This window comes from Pseudomonas sp. BIGb0164 (assembly GCF_024810135.1).
GTDB lineage: Bacteria > Pseudomonadota > Gammaproteobacteria > Pseudomonadales > Pseudomonadaceae > Aquipseudomonas.
Map to the genome: position 1 here is coordinate 691062 of NZ_JANUEA010000001.1, position 17632 is coordinate 708693.

Below are 17632 nucleotides of genomic sequence, written 5' to 3' on the forward strand. Positions count from 1 at the left end.
CGCCAGTTGATCCAGCACATCGGCGCGGCGTCGACCAATTTGCAGGATGCGTCCAAGGTCAACAGCGAAGTGGCGCACAACATGAACGAAGCGGCCGGGCGCCAGCGCGAGGCAGTGGAACTGGTGTCCACCGCGTTCAACGAAATGGTGGCCACGGCCAACGAGGTGGCGCGCTCATGCAGTGGCGCGGCGGAATCGGCCGAGAACGGCCATCGCCGCGTGGCCGAGGGCAAACAGCAGATTGAAGTGACCACCGACAACGTCAACCGCCTGGGCCGGCGCCTGACCGAATCGTCCCAGGCCATGGTCGAGCTGGAAGCCGGCAGCCGCAGCATCAACCAGATCCTCGGCACCATCCGCGCCATCGCCGAACAGACCAACCTGCTGGCGCTCAACGCCGCCATCGAAGCCGCGCGCGCCGGCGACCAGGGCCGGGGTTTTGCGGTGGTGGCCGACGAGGTGCGGGCGTTGGCCAAGCGCACCTCCGACTCCACCGGCGAGATCGAGCAGTTGCTCGGCACCCTGGGCAGCAAGACCGAAGAAGTCACCCAGAAGATGAGCAGCTGCCTGGACCTGTCCCGCGCCAGTGTGTCGTCCATCGAAAACGCACGGGACAGCTTTGAAGGCATCCAGCTGTCGGTCAACGAGATCCGCGACCAGAACCTGCAGATCTCTGCCGCCGCCGAGGAACAGCACAGCGTCGCCGAAGAGATCAACCGGCATATCCAGCAGATCTACGACGAAGCGCGCCTGGTGGAAAGCCTGGCCAACTCGGCCCAAGACGATTCGGGGCGGCTGGCTGACCTGTCGGCGGAGCTGAATGGGTTGGTGGGGCGTTTCAAGTCGTAGCGCCCGCCGTCATCAGCCACTGTGGCGGTGGAAATCCGCAATCTGCTGCCACATGGCAACCGGGTTGGAATACATCGGGAAATGCCCGCACTGGGCAATCGGCGCCAGGCGCACGCCGTGGGCCTGGATGTGCGGCAGGTAGGACAGCGAGGCGTTCTGCTCGCCGTACATGAACATCTTCGGGCAAGGCAGCCCGAGGAACTTGCCCATCAAGTCGCCATGGTCAGACAGCTCGACCATCGACTGGAAGATCCCGCGCACCGCGCCCGCCCGCACCTTGTGACGCAGGCTCGCAGAATAGAGGGCGCTGGCGTAGGCCGGCGCCTGGCGGGTGCGTTCGATAAAGGCCGTGAAAAACACCTCGGGATCGTCTGCGGGAAAGTCGACGATCTGGCGGCTGAGAAAGCAGTCTTCGGGAGCGATGTTGCCTTCGATATCGGTAAAGCTCAGCACCCGGTCGGAAAAGCGGTGCGCCAACATCAGCGCGGTCAAGCCGCCCATGGAATGGCCCACCAGGTGGAAGCGCTCGATCGCGAAATGCTCCAGCACCTGAACTGCTGTTTCCAACAAGAAAGGAATGCCGATCTTCGACAGGTCGGCACATTCGCTTTCGCCACAGCCGGGCGCGTCGTAAGCGACGAAGGGATGCCCGTCGAAGGCCGGGTGCAGGACGATATCGGCGTAGTCTTCCTTGGTGGACCCGAAGCCGTGCAAAAACAGGATGGGCGCACGTTCGCCCGTGCGATGCAAGGCGGCAATGTTCAGCGAGACGCCGTCTACCGTCAGCGGCAGGTGGGTGTGGACGAACGACATGACAGGGGCTCCCGGAACAGAAAAGCCGCCACTGTCGGGTGAATTGATCGAGGTGTAAATAACGAATTGCGGAACGTATTCATACGCCAATCGTATGAGCCTGAAACTGCGCAACCACTTCCGCCACCAACGGGTTGGGCCGCTCGCTGTTCCAGGCCACGGCGGTGGTGACCACATGGAGTTTTTGCGTCAACGCCCGCAGCACCACGTTGTCTGGTGCGAGCTTCTTCAACGACGCCGGCACCAGCGCAATGCCCTGCCCGCAACTGACAAACGCGATCTGCGACGCCACCGAACGCACCTCATGCAGCACCCGTGGCGAAAACCCGCTGGCGCGGCAGGTGGCGATCAGGTTGTCGAAGTAAACCGGGCTGACCTTGCGCGAGAACATCACCAGTGGCTCGGACGCCAGGCTCGACAGGCTGATGCGCGTGCGGGCGGCCAACGGATGATCGCTGGGCAGCGCCACCATCAAGCGGTCCTCCAGCAACGGCAATGACTGCACGGCCGGGCCCAGGTCACCGTCCAGGCGGGCAAACGCCAGGTCGATATCCCCCGCTTCCAGTGCCGGCACCGCCTCGACGCTGTCGATCTCGCGCACGGAGACAGTGAGGTGCGGGTACTGCTGCTTGAGCCGGTCGATCAGGCCCGGCAGCACATCGAACATCGCCGTGGAGATCGCGCCGATGGTCAGCATGCCCGACTGCCCCGCCACCGCCTCCTCCACCGCCAGCTCCAGGCGTTCCAGTTGCTCGGCGAATTTGCGCACGGCAGGCAGGATCGCCGCGCCCACCGGCGTGAGCTTGGCGCCGCGCCGCGAACGCTCGAACAGCGTGACCTTGAGCGCCTGCTCCAGCACCTGGATCTGCTCGCTCAACGGTGGTTGGGACATGCCCAGGCGCTTGGCGGCGCGGCCGAAGTTCTGTTCTTCGGCAACGGCGAGGAACAGCCAGAGGTGGCGAATCAGGCGGAAGTTGATCATCAAAGGTCCATAGGCTTGGCGTATGCAACGTGGGGTTTAATGCCAATATACCTATCTATCCCTGTTGTGAAACCATCCAGGCCACAAAGGCATCCAGGCGACTCAAGAACGGCTCGCGCTCGGCGCTGGGGTTTCTGGCTTCAAACAAAAAGTACGCCACCTGAACGCGCATCGTGGGGTACTGCTGGACGAACCCACCGACGTGCTCTTCCAGGGTGCGCGGCCAGCCTGGCGCGTCTTGTTCGCGCAGTGTTTGCGTCGACCGGATCAACTTGCGCGACGCTTCGCGCTGCAGGCGCAGACGCTCCGATGCGTCACTGGCCAGATCAATGCGCTCGCGATACGCCGCCAAGCTCTGTTGGAAGTCCCCGTTGAGCGCCTGCGCAATGTCCCGCGACGGTCGGAACCGTTCAAAGTGCGGCGCAAGGTCATCGCCCCAGACACAGCAGCAACAGTGCTTGAGCCAGAAGCCCCACCGGTTGTTCTGCTCGGGTGCCAGCACCTCGGCGCGGTGGCCAATATCGAAGTCGATCTTGGTGACTTCCGGGTGCCGTTGCTCCAGCGTCTGTCGAATGCGTTCCAGTTGCTCCAACGCGTGGGCGTCGGGTGGCTCGTTCAATACCAGCGTCAGGTCCAGGTCGGACACCCCAGGGGTGGCCTCGCCCCGTGCGACGCTGCCGTAAAGATAGAGGCTGTGCAGCCCTGATTCAGGCTGGGAAAGGGTCTGGCAGACGTCCGCCATCAACGGTTCGAATTCAGGCTGGACCGGATGATCGCCAACGGTCAGGACAAAGCCGTCCGCGTCGACACCTGCAGGTTGTGCGGTACTCATGGGTAGCTCCTTATTTCAGGCCAGGGAGCATGCCCGCCATCGCGCACGGGCGCAACGCCCTTCAATCCTTGGACTATGCTCAAGCAGCCGTGGGGAGCACAGCCCCAACCGCACGCACAAAATGGCCTTTTGGATAGGAAGTCCTATGACCACAAAGACGAGCGTATTGGGCGTACTCGCCCTGCTACCCATCGCCCTGGCACAGGCCGACGATGGTGGCCTGAGTTTCTGGGTACCAGGGCAGTTCGGCGCACTGGCTGCCGCCCCCGTCACGCCGGGCTGGAGCCTGCCGCTGATCTACTACCACGTGAACGCCAGTGACAACAAAAATGCCGTGGTGCCGCGTGGCGGGCGCACGGTGGTCGGGCTGGATGCCAAGGCAGACCTGCTGTTCGCCAGCCCCACCTACACCTTCGAGACGCCGGTGCTCGGCGGCGCCCAGGCCGCCATTTCTGCGATAGCGGCGGTGGCGCGCTCCGAAGCCAGCGTGGATGCAACCCTCACCGGCCCGCGTGGGCGGTCTTTCTCCGGTGGCACGAATGACAGCCTCAAGGGCGGCAGCGACCTCTACCTGCTCGGCACCCTGAAGTGGAACCACGGCGTGCACAACTTCATGGCTTACTCCATGGGCAACATCCCCATTGGTGCCTACGACCCCAACCGCCTGGTGAACATCGGCCTGGGCCACGCGGCCCTGGATGCCGGGGGTGGCTACACCTACTTCGACAAGACCAACGAGTTTTCTGCGGTCGCCGGCATGACCTACAACTGGAAGAACAACGACACCGACTACCAGAACGGTATTGACGCTCATATCGACCTGAGCGCCTCGCACTTCCTCACCTCGCAATCCCTGGTCGGGCTGGTGGGCTACTACTTCGAACAAGTCACCGGGGACAGCGGCAGCGGCGCGGTGCTGGGGGACTTCAAGTCGCGGGTCGCCGGGATCGGCCCCCAGGCCGGGCACTTCTTCAAGGTGGGCGAAGGGCTGTGGTACGCCAATATCAAGGGCTACTACGAGTTCGACGCCAAGAACCGCCCCGAGGGCTGGAACATGTGGGTGTCGCTGGTGATTCCCTTGAACGGCAAGCAGTAAGCGGTTTTACGCGGTGCGGCGCTGCCAGTGTTCGTAAAACGCCAGCGCCGCCACGTTCTTGCCCTTGGCCTCCAGCATGATGTCGAAGCGGTCGAGAAACTGCAGCGCGTAATCGTTGGTCCAGCGGTTCCACATCTGGTCGCTATGGCCGTACAGGTCGCGCTTGGAAACCACCTTCAGCAGCGCCTCCATTTCCAGCTTGTGCTCGGCATCAAAGCCCAGTTCCTGCAGGCTCTCCTGGGGCTGCGAGTAATGCATGGTTGGGCGCACGCCGCGCCAGCTGTCGATGACTTGGGCCACCCGGGGCGAATGGGGGTCGATGTACTCGTTTTCGTTGATCCAGCAATGGTGGATGTCCAGCACCACCGGCGCCAGGTCGGCGACTTGCAGGCAGTGGTCGAGGCCGTAGGTCTTCTCGTCGTTCTCGAAGGTGATGCAGTTGCGCGCCACCTCAGACAAACGCGGCCACACCGCCCGGGTGCCCTCCACACCCAGACGGCCGGCAATGTGCACGTTGCACTTGAGGTCCTGAAATTGGCGGCCGTAGCCCATCATGCGGATCATGTCAGCGTGGTATTCGAATTCGGCCAGGCTGTTTTCCACCACGCCGGGGTTTTCCGAGCCCAGCACGCAATATTGGCCGGGGTGGAACGATAGGCGGATATCCGAGGCACGCGCCAGGTCGCCGATGGCGGCGAACCCATCGACCAGTTGCCGCTCGATCGCCGGGTCTTTATACACATCCGCCACTTTCGGGTGGCTGTAGAACGGCAGCAGATCACTGCTCAGGCGCAGCATGCGCAACATCGGCGGCAACCCGGCCACGTAAGCCAGCAGGTGCAATTGGGCTTGCAGGTTGTGCGTGACCACCTCGACCAGTTTGTCGCGGGCCACTTGCGGCGTGACGCTGTCCATCCAGCGCAAGGTGGTGGTGCGCGGGTTGAGCGGGCCTTCAATCAACTTCAAGGCACTGGCCGACAGCAGGCGTTCGGGGTGCTTGTACTGGCAGGGGAAGCCGATGCGAGGATGAGTCATGAGGAGGCCTGGTACGAGGTAAGGACGCGATGATACGGGGTTAGGCTCGCGCATACGCAGGGGGTTCACACTATTTCGAAACGTTTCACGCTGAACTTTCTCACCTGTGGCGCGCTCACTTCCTATGCGCTGCCCCGTCCAGGGGCGTTGTACAACAAGGAGCCGCCATCACCATGACTACCCTCCCCACCTACCGATACGCCCCCGGGCCGCTGCATGCGACCTTACTCGCCGGCACCGTGCCATTGTTTCTCGGCGCCCTGCTCAGCGACATTGCCTACACCCAGACTTACCAGATTCAATGGGCCAACTTCGCCTCCTGGTTGATTGCCGGGGCGCTGGTGTTCGCAGGTTTCGCGTTTTTATTCGCGCTGGTCAACCTGCTTCGTGCAAGGCCCAAGGCCGGGCAACCCACGCGGTATGTCCTGCTGCTGTTGGCCACCTGGGTACTGGGGCTGGTCAACGCCTTCCAGCACGCCAAAGACGCCTACGGCTCGATGCCGGGCGGCCTGATTCTGTCGGCCATCGTGTTGTTGCTGGCCTTGGCGGCGACCTGGACCGGCTTGCGTTCGGGAGGTGTCAAATGAAGACGTCCAGCACCCTGACGCTGTTGAGCGCCGCCCTGTTGTTGAGCGCCTGCGGCGGTGAAGGCGACAAGACCCAGGCCCGCGGCCCCGACCCCAAGCTGCCGGAACAGCAAAGCAGCCTGTTGCCCAGCATGAAGATTGCCCAACCCACGCCCTGGGGCGAGCAGAAACCCACCGTGCCCGAAGGCTACCGCGTCACCGCCATCGCCACCGACCTCGCCATCCCGCGCCAGACCCTGGTGTTGCCCAATGGCGACATTCTCGTCGCCGAAGGCCGTGGCGGCAGCGCGGCCAAGCTCAAGCCCAAGGATGTGATCGCCAGCGTGATCAAGGCCGAGGGCAACACCAAGGTCAAGGGCGGCAACCGCCTGACCCTGCTGCGCGATGCCGACGGTGATGGTACGTACGAACTCAGGACCGTCTTCGCCGACAACCTCAACGCCCCGTATGGCCTGGCGTATGCCAACGGCAAACTCTACGTGGCCAACCAGGATGCCCTGGTCAGTTTCGATTACGCCGATGGCCAGACCAAAGCCAGCGGGCCGCCCAGTACCGTCACCGACCTGCCGGCACAGATCAACCACCACTGGACAAAGTCCCTGGCGGTGAGCGCGGATGGCAGCCAGCTTTATGTGGGGATCGGCTCCAACAGCAACGTCACCGAGCGTGGCATGGAAGTGGAGATCGACCGTGCAATGGTCTGGCAGATCGACGCCGCCACCGGCGCGCACAAGCCTTACGCCACCGGCCTGCGCAACCCGACGGCGCTGACGATTCAACCAGACACCGGGCAACTGTGGACGGTGGTCAACGAACGCGACGAGCTGGGCCCGGACCTGGTGCCGGACTACCTGACCTCAGTGCGTGAAGGTGCGTTCTACGGTTGGCCCTACAGTTACTGGGGCCAGAACGTCGACCCACGCGCCCAGCCACAAAACCCGGCCAAGGTCGCCGCCGCGATCAAGCCGGATTACAGCCTGGGTTCCCACGTGGCGGCGCTGGGCGTGGACTTTTCCATCCCGCAAATGGGCGAGAAGTTCGCCGACGGCGTGTTCGTCGGTGAGCACGGCAGTTGGAACCGCGACAACCCGGTGGGCTACAAAGTGATTTTCGTGCCCTTCAGCAACGGCAAGCCGTCCGGTGAGCCGATCGACTTTGCCACGGGTTTTCGCGGTGAAGACGGCAAGACCCGTGGGCGGCCGGTTGGCGTGACGGTGGACCCCAAAGGCGCGCTGATCATCGCCGATGACCTGGCCAATACCCTTTGGCGGGTTACACGCATCCAATAAGCAAAGTGTTTGACATGGTTGCCTGAAGCAACAATATAATTGCCTCAGGCAACCATTCGAGCATTCCGCTATGTCTACCCCCCTGCTTGTCGAACGCGCCGGCATCGTGCGCGGCTTCAACCGCTTCTATACCCACCAGATCGGCGTGCTGCAGGAACACCTGCTGCAAAGCGACTTTTCCCTGACTGAAATCCGCGTGATGTACGAGCTGTCGACCCGGGGTGACCTGACCAGCGCAGACCTGTGCCAGATGCTCAGCCTCGACGCGGGTTACCTGAGCCGGTTGACCAGCGGCCTGGAAAAGAAAGGCCTGATCGAAAAAGTCCGCTCCACCACCGACGCCCGCGCACTGCAACTGCACCTCAGCGATCACGGCCGTGAGGTGCTGGCGCCCCTGGAACAGCAGACCCAGTGCGAAGTCATCGCCCTGCTCGACAGCCTGCCCGAGACACAACAGCGGCAGCTCACCGAGGCCATGAAACGCATCCAGGCCCTGCTGCAAGGCACGGCGCCAGGCTACCTGCTGCGCGATCCACAACCCGGCGACATGGGTACAGTGGTGCAGCAACAAACCGCGTTGTATACCCGAGAATATGGCTGGAACTGGGAGTTCGAAGCGTTGGTGGCGGAGACTGTCGCCAAGTATTTGAGGGCGTTTGATCCGAGCTGCGAGCGTTGCTGGATCGCGGAAAAGGACGGTGAAGTGGTGGGATCGGTGTTTGTGATTCGCCACGACGACAACACCGCCCAACTGCGCATGCTCTACGTGGACGCCAGTGCGCGGGGCATGGGGATCGGCCAGCGGCTGGTGGATGAGTGCGTGCGTTTTGCCCGGCAGGTCGGCTACCAGCGCATGCAGTTGTGGACCGTGGACATCCTCGCCACTGCCCGCAAGCTCTATCAGAAAGCCGGGTTCGCGTTGGTCGAGGAAGAAACGCTGGATACCTTCGGCAAATCCCTGGTCAGCCAGACCTGGGCCCGCGACCTGTGAAGCCGTCCCGCGCCGTTGCGGCGCGGGACGTCTCGTCTTACAGGTCAGTGATTTCCTTGTGGCGTGGCACCAGCGCTTTCATCACGCTCCAGGCCACCAGGTACGCCAATGCGCAGATGGCGAACATGATCATGTAGCCGGTGTGGATGTCGTTGATGGACTTGTAGTAATCGAAAACCCAGCCGCCGATCTTGGTCATCACCACACCGCCCAGGCCACCGGCCATGCCGCCGATACCCACCACCGAGGCCACGGTTTTCTGCGGGAACATGTCGGACACAGTGGTGAAGATATTGCACGACCACGCCTGGTGCGCGGAAGCGCCCACGCCGATCAGCAATACCGGCACCCAGAAGCTGAGGTAACCGAACGGCTGCGCCAGCAGTACTACCAGCGGGAACAGCGCGATCACCAGCATGGCTTTCATGCGGCCGTCATACGGCGCATCGCCCCGCGCCATGAAGTAGCTGGGGAACCAGCCGCCGCCGATGCTGCCGACCATGGTCATGCTGTACAGCACGGCCAAAGGCATCACGATGTCCGCGCCTTTCATGCCGTACTGCGCCGACAGGTAGGTGGGCAGCCAGAACAGGAAGAACCACCACACGCCGTCGGTCATGAACTTGCCAAAGGCAAACGCCCAGGTCTGGCGGTAGGTCAGCAGCTTGAACCAGGAGACTTTCTTCTCGACCGCGCCGGCCGGCGCCGGGGTGAACGGCTGTACGGTCTGGTCGCTGCGGATGTAGGCCAGTTCGGCGGCCGATAGGCGCTTTTGCTCTTCCGGCTTCTGATAAAGGCCGATCCACACCGCCACCCACACAAAGCCCAGGGCGCCGATCACGATAAATGCCGCTTCCCAGCCCCACAGGCCGGCGATCAATGGCACACAGATCGGCGCCAGAATCGCGCCCACGTTGGCACCGGAGTTGAAAATGCCGGTGGCCAGGGAGCGTTCTTTCTTGGGGAAGTATTCGGCGGTGGCCTTGATCGCAATCGGGAAGTTACCCGCCTCGCCAATCGCCAGCACGGCGCGGGACAGCATGAAGCCGGCAATCGACACCGGAATCACCGCCAGCCCGATGGCCCCGCTGATCGCTGCGACGCCCTCGCCCATCGGCACCGCGAACGCATGCATGACGGCGCCCGTGGACCAGATCCCAATGGCCACGATGTAGGCGGCCTTGGTGCCGATCTTGTCGACAAAGCGCCCGGCAAACAGCATGGAGATGGCATAGACAAACTGGAACACCGCCGCGATGTTGGCGTAGTCGGTGTTGCTCCAGCCAAATTGCGTCGACAACTGCGGCGCCAGCAGGCTGAGCACCTGCCGGTCGAGGTAGTTGACGGTGGTCGCGAAGAACAACATCGCGCAGATGGTCCAGCGATAGTTGCCTACAGCTTGGCCAACGCGCTGGGCGTTGATGGGCTCGTTCAAGTTCATGGCATCACTTTTTTATTTTTGTTAGGTAAGACATACATAACGTCATATGTCGTCGTACAACTGTGACTTTTATATCGGGCCGCCTACGGGCTGTCAATCTGAAAGATCGCTGTTATTCAGGTATTACGCGGCGATGTGAAAGGTCAGGCAAAATCAGTTGTAGGACGACGAATGTGAAAAACCCGGCTGGGCGCCTTGCCGGGTACGTCGTCGAGCAGGCCATAGGGCTGCATGCCGATCTTTTCCAGCACGCGGATCGAGGCGGCGTGGTCAGGCCGCACCAGGCCGAACACTTCAGGCAGGCCGAGTGTTTCGAATGCCCACGCCAACGCATCGCGGCCCAACTCGGTGGCGTAGCCCTGCCCCCAGGCTTCCACTGCAAACCGATATCCGAGGTTGATACGTCGGTCGGTCAAGTAATCGAGTGGCGCGACACCCCCGAAGCCAATGAGGTGATCCGGCGCTTCACTGCGCGCAATCGCCCACCAGCCATAGCCCTCGGTGGCCCACTGCTGGAGCCAGTGATTGAGCAGGCGTTGTGCAACCTCCAGGCTCGCCATCGGGCCGGCGGGGTTGAACTGGTTGGTTTGTGGATCACCGAAGATCGCGAACAATCGCTGCACGTCACTCGGTTGTGGCTGGCGGTAGATCAGTCGTGCAACAGCTGTAGCCATACGAATATTCCTGTAGTGAGCGGGCTTGCCCCGCGCCGGCGCCGCCGAGATCGCAATTTGACAATTTAACCAGGGTGGCCGGGTTTGCGCAGGCGCGGGGCAAGCCCGCTCACTACAAAAGCGTGCCCATAAGGTAAAAAAACAAATTAGCGGTGAATTTTTTCGTGTCGGCTTGTATCTGAACTGACAGAGCGGTGCCATCGCAACGATGGCACCTCCCCTGTTCTGTTTTAGAGTGTCCCGCATGAAATTACGTAAGAAAAGCGTCAAACCCATCGGATTGAAAGACATCACGATTGTCGACGATACCAAAGTGCGCAAGGCGATCACCGCCGCTGCGCTGGGTAACGCCATGGAATGGTTCGACTTCGGCGTCTACGGGTTCGTCGCCTACGTACTGGGCAAGGTGTTCTTCCCGGACGCTTCCCCCAGCGTACAAATGATCGCCGCCCTGGCAACCTTCTCCGTGCCCTTCCTGATCCGCCCGCTGGGTGGCCTGTTCTTCGGCGCCCTGGGTGACAAATACGGACGACAAAAAGTCCTCGCCGCCACCATCGTGATCATGTCCCTGAGCACCTTCGCCATCGGCTTGATCCCCGGCTATGACGCCATCGGCATCTGGGCCCCGATCCTGTTGCTGCTGTGCAAAATGGCCCAGGGTTTCTCGGTGGGCGGCGAATACACCGGCGCGTCGATCTTCGTCGCCGAATACGCCCCAGACCGCAAGCGCGGGTTCCTCGGCAGCTGGCTGGACTTCGGCTCCATCGCCGGTTTCGTGCTGGGCGCGGGCGTGGTGGTGTTGATCTCCAGCGTGCTGGGCGACGAGCAGTTCGAAGCCTGGGGCTGGCGCCTGCCGTTCTTCCTCGCCCTGCCCCTGGGCATCATCGGCCTGTACCTGCGCCACGCCCTGGAAGAAACCCCGGCGTTCCAGCAACACATGGACAAGCTCGAAACAGGCGACCGCCAAGGCCTGACCCACGGCCCCAAGGTGTCCTTCAAGGAAGTCGCCACCAAGCACTGGCGCAGCCTGCTGACCTGCATCGGGATCGTTGCGGCCACCAACGTGACGTACTACATGCTGCTCACCTACATGCCGAGCTACCTGTCGCACAACCTGCACTACAAAGAAAACAGCGGCGTGCTGATCATCATCGCGATCATGGTGGGCATGCTGTTCGTGCAGCCGTTCATTGGGTTTGTCAGCGATAAGATCGGCCGCAAGCCTTTCATCATCGGCGGTAGCATCGGCCTGCTGGTGCTGTCCATTCCGGCGTTCATGCTGATCACCAGCGGCAAGATCGGCCTGATCTTCGCAGGTTTGCTGATCCTGGCCGTGGTGTTGAACTTCTTCATCGGCGTGATGGCCTCGACGCTGCCGGCGATGTTCCCTACCCACATCCGCTACAGCGCCCTGGCCAGTGCGTTCAACGTCTCGGTGCTGATCGCCGGCCTTACACCCACGGCCGTGGCCTGGCTGGTGGAAAGCACCAACGACCTGTACATGCCGGCCTACTACCTGATGGTGTTTGCCGTGGTCGGCCTGATCACCGGCCTGACCATGAAGGAAACCGCCAACCGCCCCCTGCGCGGCGCCGCACCGGCCGCCTCGGACATGGAAGAAGCCAAGGAATTGCTGCAAGAGCACCACGACAACATCGAGCAAAAGATCGAAGACATCGATGCCGAAATTGCCGCGCTGGAGGCCAAGCGCCAAAACCTTGTGCAACAGCACCCCCGCATCAACTGACCCATAACGTGTAGTGAGCGGGCTTGCCCCGCGCCTGCGTCAACCCGGCCACCGCAGTGAATCTGCCAAATCGCGGTCTCGTTGACGCCGGCGCGGGGCAAGCCCGTTCATTACGAAGGTTGCCCGACCGTTCACCCTGGAGTATTCTGCATGGTTCCAAGCGTCACCTCAGCACACGCGCGACTCAGCGCAGACGAACGCGCCGCCATCGCCGAAATCGAAGCCACCACCAATATTCTTCATCTGGTCACGCGCCTGACCGGAATGCGCTTTGCCGGGATCGCCAAGTTCACCGATCTGGAATGGGTGGTGTGCTCGGTCTACGACCCGTTGCAGATGGGCATCAACGTGCACGACGTGCTCGACCTGGAAACCACCCTGTGCAGTGAGTTCTGTATCAATCCACAGGCCCTGTTCATTCCCGAGATCAGCAAAAACGGCCGCTTCGCTACGCGCCCGGTGGTCAAGCAGTTTGAAATCGAAAGCTACGCCGGGGCGCCAATCTTCCTGCCCGATGGCCGACTGTACGGTGCACTGTGCGCCCTGGACTCGCGGGCGATGCTGTTTGACGACCCCAACCTGCCGGAAACCCTGAGCCTGTTCGCACGGCTGGTGGGCTGCATCTTCTTCGCCAACCTGGCGGACGGCCGCTAGGCGCTACCGGAAGAAATGGCTCGGCGTCTTGCCAAACTGTTTCTTGAACATGCTGGTAAACGCGCTGGGGCTTTCGTAGCCCAGCTCCAAGGCGATATCGATCACCTTTTCCCCCACCGCAATGCGCTCCAGCGCCAGCAGTAACCTGGCCTGTTGGCGCCACTGGCCAAAGGTCATGCCGGTTTCCTTGCGGAACAGGCGCTGGATGGTTTTCTGGTCCAGGTTCAGGCGCTCGCTCCAGTGCGCCACCGTGGAGGCGTCGCCCGGCTCTTCTTGCAGCGCCACGCAAATACGCTGCAGGCGCGGGTCCGCCGGTTGCGGCAAGGACAGCGGCAAGGCCGGCAACATGGCGAGTTCGTCGAGGATCAGGTGCATGATCCGCGCGTCTCGCGAATCCTCGGCATACGGCGGTTTCAAGCTCACCGAGGCCTTGATCAGCTCGCTGAGCAGCGGCGAGATGCTCACCGTCTTCGGCTCGCCCGGCATGTTCGGGAAACGATCCGGGCGCACAAACACGCTGCGCATCTTCAACGTGCCTACGCAACGCAGGGAATGCACTTGCCCAGCCGGCATCCAGATGCCGCGATTGGGCGGCACCGTCCACTGGTTCAACGCCGAGTACACCACCATCACGCCTTCGATGGCGTAGAGCAACTGGTGCTTCTCGTGGCTGTGGTCGGGGATCACCCAGTTTTCCGGGTAGTCCGTGGCTGAACTGATGACGGCCCAGTCGCCTTCGTTGATTTCCTGGAGGAATTCGTTGAGTGGTTTAATCATTTCGCCCTTTTTGCGATGGTTGTCGCCCGAATTACGCGAGACAGGCATTCATGACGAATCTAGCATGAACGCCGAATCATTTTGTAATGGATGGCGACCGTAAGCAGTCGCCGCCTTTGATTAGCTGCCTTGTATGGAATGCCCGCATGTCGACCCTCACTGCGTCACCCGCCGCCGCAACCACGACACCCCAAGCCAGCCCCTTGGTCATGCGCATCCTCGGCGCCTGCGCCCTGGCGCACTTGATCAATGACCTGATCCAGGCCGTGCTGCCGTCGATCTACCCGATGCTCAAGGCCAACTACGGCCTGACGTTTACCCAGGTGGGCCTGATCACCCTGACCTTCCAGCTGACCGCGTCCCTGCTGCAACCGTGGATCGGCTACCACACCGACCGCCATCCCAAGCCGTGGCTGCTGCCAGCGGGCATGGTCTGCACGCTGATTGGCATCCTGATGCTGGCGTTTGTCGGCACCTTCCCGGCGATTTTGCTGGCTGCGGGCCTGGTGGGTGTCGGCTCGTCGACCTTCCACCCGGAAACCTCCCGTGTCGCACGCCTGGCGTCCGGCGGTCGCTATGGCCTGGCGCAATCGACCTTCCAGGTCGGCGGCAACGCCGGCAGCGCCTTCGGCCCGTTACTGGCAGCGGCGATCATCATCCCCTACGGCCAAAGCCATATCGCCTGGTTCGGCTTGTTTGCCGTGTTCGCGATCCTGGTGCTGTACGGCCTGAGCCGCTGGTACCGCAACCACCTCAACCTGTTCAAGCTCAAGACCGGCGGCAAAGCGACCCATGGTTTGTCCAAGGGCCGGGTGACCTTTGCACTCATCGTGCTGGCCATGCTGGTGTTCTCCAAATACTGGTACATGACCAGCCTGACCAGCTACTTCACGTTCTACCTGATCGAAAAATTCCAGCTGTCGGTCGCCAGCTCGCAGATGTACCTGTTCCTGTTCCTCGGCGCCGTGGCCGTCGGCACGTTCGCGGGCGGCCCGATTGGCGACAAGATCGGGCGCAAGAAAGTCATCTGGTTCTCGATCCTTGGCGCCGCGCCGTTCACCCTGGCCCTGCCCTACGTCGACCTCTTCTGGACGGCGGTGTTGAGCGTGGTGATCGGCTTTATCATCGCCTCGGCCTTCTCAGCCATCGTGGTGTACGCCCAGGAACTGGTGCCGGGCAACGTGGGCATGATCGCCGGGATCTTCTTCGGCCTGATGTTCGGCTTCAGCGGGATTGGTGCCGCGCTACTCGGTTTGCTCGCCGATACCCACGGTATCGAGTACGTCTATAAACTGTGCTCGTTCCTGCCGTTGGTGGGCATCCTGACGGTCTTGCTGCCCTCGACCAAGGGCGCCTGACCGGCCGATTATCGGATGGCTGTATGCCATCACGAAAGTTGCTCTGAAAAACCTGCGTGTGCGCTTACAATCCCGGTTTAAACGCACACCAGGCAGATCCGGCAAGACATGACGCTCGACCCCCCTACGATTTTGGCCCTCACCGTGGCCCTGGCCGCCGCTGCCGCGCTGTACCTGGCCGTTGAATGGCGCAGTGTGCGCGAACCTTCGTTGCTCTACTGGAGCGCCGGGTTCGCCACCATCACCGTCGGCTCCACCCTCGCCCTCTTGCGCCTCAATGGCTACCTGATGATTGGCATCTGGTTCGCCAACGGCTTGCTGGTGACCGCACACTTCCTGTTTTTGCTCGGCGTGGCGCGCTTTACCCAGACGCGCCTGTCGCCCCTGTGGCTGCTGATGCTGGCGGTGTGGCTGGGCATGCTGATGCTGCCGGCCGACCCGTCGTGGTCCAAGGTCATGCTGGGGGTGCAGTCGCTGCTGGTGGCGCTGCCCACCCTGCGCGCCAGTTTCCTGCTGCGTCCCCACGGCAAGTCCCTGAGCATCGGCGCGGTGCAGTTGCGCTTCGTCTTGCTGATTCACGGCGCGTTTTATGTGGCCAAGGCGCTGTCGGTCTTGATCCCGGGCACCTTGATTGACCTGGCCGCGTTCAAGGGCGAGATCATCCAGATTTCCCTGGTGGAAGGCGCAATGGCAATCATGCTGATCGCGCTGTCGATGACCGGCTCCGAACGCTACCGCCGCGAACAGCAGATCGCTCAACTCGCCGCCCGCGACCCGCTCACGGCGCTGTACAACCGCCGTGCGCTGGACGTGCATGCGCCACGTCTGCTGGCGCAGGTCTCGGCGGCTGAACCGGGCGCCTTGCTGCTGATTGATATCGACAATTTCAAAGGGGTCAACGACCTTTACGGTCACACCGCCGGCGACCGTTTACTGATCGCCCTGAGCGAGATGATTCGTAGCAAGGTGCCCCACGGCGCGCTGGCGGCGCGTTTGGGCGGCGACGAGTTCGTGATATTGCTCAACAATGCATCGACCACGCAAATCGTCGACCTGGGCAGCCGCTTGCGCGAGCAGTTCCAGCACCTGGCCGCGCACACCTTCGCCACCCCGGCGCCGGTTACCTTGAGTATCGGTGCCCATTTGTTCGACCAGCCACCTGCCACCCTCGCGCAACTGATCGAGCAAGGCGACACCACACTCTACGAGAGCAAGCGCGGCGGGCGTGACAGCATTCGATTGGTGGACCGTACCGGCGTCGGCCATTACCGCCCATAACCGTAGGACTCCTTCAGCCCCCCGGAATGCGCTTCGACTTTCGTCCTTGCTGCTGGATGATCTCCTGCTTTGCAAAGGAACTTGATCACCTGCCGTGCCACCTATTCGAGGCTAATCGACAGTGACTGAAGTCACTCGCTACCTGAGGAGAATATTGCATGACTACGATCTCCCCTGCGGTGAATCACACTTTCTATCCGACTGACTCAGCCAGCACACTGCGCAATTCTGAAACGTCCGAGGCGCAAACCGTCGTACGTCATAAACGCGGTGTCGCCAGCACTCGCAAGCTATGGCCTCAATACAAAACCATCACGATTTCCTTCATGGATGTGTCGGACAAAGATAAAGGCATTTTCAAAAAGGCCATTGAGTCATTCGCCTCGCACGTGAACCTGAAGTTCAAGTTTGTTGACGGGAACGACGGTGAAATACGCATTGCCACTGAAAAAAACCAAGGTGATTGGTCAGAGGGAGGCGTTGCAGCCCTCCATAGTGCGCCCGATGAGGCGACCTTGAACGTGGACACGCAGGGTTTTGACGACAAAACGATTAAACGCAAGATACTTCATGAGTTTGGGCACGCCTTGGGCTTGGAACATGAACATCAACATCCGGACCGGCCTTTTTCTTTCAACGCCCCTCAGGTGTACAGAAGCTATGGTGGCGCCTCCACGGCATACGTCGGCCCAAACATACTCGCCTCTCTCAACCGTGCCAGCGTGACAACGTCTGACTATGATCAGACATCAGTGATGCACTACCCGTTTACCGCCAGTTCTACCTCCAACAACGAGGCCATCCCCGCCAATGACGAGCTGTCACAAGGCGATAAGGATTTTCTGGCCTCACTGTATCTACCGGCCCGCGAGGCTTAGACAAGGTTGGATCGTGTCCGCATGCGAAATCGTTGCGGTTGCGGTGAATGCTGACGAAACTGCAATCAGCCAGGCGGGCATGCAACCAGGAGAGGACATCCTGGTCGCCAACAGCGACGGCGCCCCGCCAGTTAAATATCCGTTGCCTGACATACCGCCTTCGCGGGCAAGCCCGCTCCCACAGTGGATCTTCGTCGTTGTACAAATCCCTGTGGGAGCAACTCGAGCTTCAGCGAGGCTGCGAAAGCGGCGGGTCAGTCAGCAAATGTATCGACTGTGCCGCCGCCTTCGCGGCCTCGCTAAGGCTCGACGGCTCCCACCTTTGATCTCCACAGTGTTTTAAGCGTGCCA

General features: G+C 61.7%; 17 protein-coding genes. 10 read left to right on the forward strand and 7 right to left on the reverse strand.

The genetic code is table 11. The features are described from left to right. The first annotated feature begins 81 nt into the window (after nucleotides 1-81). Complete coding sequence (locus M2394_RS30420; protein WP_371319343.1) at nucleotides 82-849, forward strand: methyl-accepting chemotaxis protein; 768 nt, start codon at nucleotides 82-84, stop codon at nucleotides 847-849. Nucleotides 850-861: 12 nt separating this feature from the next. Here the strand turns inward: M2394_RS30420 and M2394_RS03025 are convergent, their stop codons facing one another. From M2394_RS03025 to M2394_RS03035, 3 genes are all read right to left on the reverse strand, one after another. Continuing rightward, on the reverse strand, nucleotides 862-1662 hold the full coding sequence (locus M2394_RS03025) for an alpha/beta fold hydrolase (protein WP_259171584.1): 801 nt from the start codon (nucleotides 1660-1662) through the stop codon (nucleotides 862-864). 79 nt (nucleotides 1663-1741) lie between these two features. After that, nucleotides 1742-2644, reverse strand: coding sequence for a LysR family transcriptional regulator (locus M2394_RS03030; protein WP_259171585.1), 903 nt, complete (start codon nucleotides 2642-2644; stop codon nucleotides 1742-1744). A 55-nt stretch (nucleotides 2645-2699) separates the two neighbouring features. Then, nucleotides 2700-3476, reverse strand: a complete 777-nt coding sequence (locus M2394_RS03035; RefSeq protein ID WP_178924829.1) for a nucleotidyltransferase domain-containing protein — start codon at nucleotides 3474-3476, stop codon at nucleotides 2700-2702. A 145-nt stretch (nucleotides 3477-3621) separates the two neighbouring features. On the opposite strand from M2394_RS03035, the gene M2394_RS03040 reads away from it, so the two are divergent. Next, nucleotides 3622-4572 (forward strand): transporter, encoded by a 951-nt coding sequence (locus tag M2394_RS03040; RefSeq protein ID WP_259171586.1) that lies wholly within the window; start codon nucleotides 3622-3624, stop codon nucleotides 4570-4572. Between the two features lie 6 nt (nucleotides 4573-4578). On the opposite strand, the gene M2394_RS03045 is transcribed toward M2394_RS03040, so the two are convergent. Continuing rightward, nucleotides 4579-5607 carry a UV damage endonuclease UvsE gene (locus M2394_RS03045; protein WP_259171587.1) on the reverse strand — a complete coding sequence of 343 codons (1029 nt, stop codon included), beginning with the start codon at nucleotides 5605-5607 and terminating at the stop codon, nucleotides 4579-4581. Nucleotides 5608-5780: 173 nt separating this feature from the next. Between M2394_RS03045 and M2394_RS03050 the strand changes: the two genes are divergently transcribed. From M2394_RS03050 to M2394_RS03060, 3 genes are all read left to right on the forward strand, one after another. After that, nucleotides 5781-6194, forward strand: a complete 414-nt coding sequence (locus M2394_RS03050) for a DUF2231 domain-containing protein (protein WP_218172601.1) — start codon at nucleotides 5781-5783, stop codon at nucleotides 6192-6194. After that, the gene (locus M2394_RS03055) at nucleotides 6191-7483 is read left to right on the forward strand and encodes a sorbosone dehydrogenase family protein (protein ID WP_259171588.1); all 1293 of its coding nucleotides are present in this window, start codon (nucleotides 6191-6193) and stop codon (nucleotides 7481-7483) included. Before M2394_RS03050 ends, M2394_RS03055 begins: the two co-directional genes overlap by 4 nt. 70 nt (nucleotides 7484-7553) lie before the next feature. Beyond that, nucleotides 7554-8474, forward strand: a complete 921-nt coding sequence (locus M2394_RS03060; RefSeq protein ID WP_259171589.1) for a helix-turn-helix domain-containing GNAT family N-acetyltransferase — start codon at nucleotides 7554-7556, stop codon at nucleotides 8472-8474. Between the two features lie 37 nt (nucleotides 8475-8511). Here M2394_RS03060 and M2394_RS03065 read toward each other — a convergent pair whose 3' ends face one another. Next, entirely contained in the window at nucleotides 8512-9915 is a 1404-nt protein-coding gene (locus M2394_RS03065; protein WP_178924819.1) for an MFS transporter, read from the reverse strand. A 143-nt stretch (nucleotides 9916-10058) separates the two neighbouring features. Next, complete coding sequence (locus M2394_RS03070; RefSeq protein ID WP_259171590.1) at nucleotides 10059-10589, reverse strand: GNAT family N-acetyltransferase; 531 nt, start codon at nucleotides 10587-10589, stop codon at nucleotides 10059-10061. A gap of 244 nt (nucleotides 10590-10833) precedes the next feature. On the opposite strand from M2394_RS03070, the gene proP reads away from it, so the two are divergent. Both proP and M2394_RS03080 read left to right on the forward strand, forming a co-directional pair. Beyond that, nucleotides 10834-12336: a glycine betaine/L-proline transporter ProP gene (gene proP, locus M2394_RS03075; RefSeq protein ID WP_178924816.1), complete on the forward strand. Its 1503-nt coding sequence runs from the start codon at nucleotides 10834-10836 to the stop codon at nucleotides 12334-12336. Nucleotides 12337-12486: 150 nt separating this feature from the next. Further along, entirely contained in the window at nucleotides 12487-12990 is a 504-nt protein-coding gene (locus tag M2394_RS03080; RefSeq protein WP_259171591.1) for a GAF domain-containing protein, read from the forward strand. 3 nt (nucleotides 12991-12993) lie between these two features. On the opposite strand, the gene M2394_RS03085 is transcribed toward M2394_RS03080, so the two are convergent. Continuing rightward, nucleotides 12994-13815 carry a helix-turn-helix domain-containing protein gene (locus tag M2394_RS03085; RefSeq protein WP_176995848.1) on the reverse strand — a complete coding sequence of 274 codons (822 nt, stop codon included), beginning with the start codon at nucleotides 13813-13815 and terminating at the stop codon, nucleotides 12994-12996. A 98-nt stretch (nucleotides 13816-13913) separates the two neighbouring features. Here M2394_RS03085 and M2394_RS03090 point away from each other — a divergent pair, with 98 nt between their 5' ends. The 3 genes from M2394_RS03090 (at nucleotide 13914) to M2394_RS03100 (ending at nucleotide 17281) form a co-directional block, all read left to right on the forward strand. Then, nucleotides 13914-15125 (forward strand): MFS transporter, encoded by a 1212-nt coding sequence (locus M2394_RS03090; RefSeq protein ID WP_178924812.1) that lies wholly within the window; start codon nucleotides 13914-13916, stop codon nucleotides 15123-15125. A 108-nt stretch (nucleotides 15126-15233) separates the two neighbouring features. Further along, nucleotides 15234-16403 (forward strand): GGDEF domain-containing protein, encoded by a 1170-nt coding sequence (locus M2394_RS03095; protein ID WP_259171593.1) that lies wholly within the window; start codon nucleotides 15234-15236, stop codon nucleotides 16401-16403. A gap of 158 nt (nucleotides 16404-16561) precedes the next feature. Continuing rightward, nucleotides 16562-17281, forward strand: a complete 720-nt coding sequence (locus M2394_RS03100) for a M12 family metallopeptidase (protein ID WP_405046545.1) — start codon at nucleotides 16562-16564, stop codon at nucleotides 17279-17281. The last annotated feature ends 351 nt before the right edge of the window (nucleotides 17282-17632 follow it).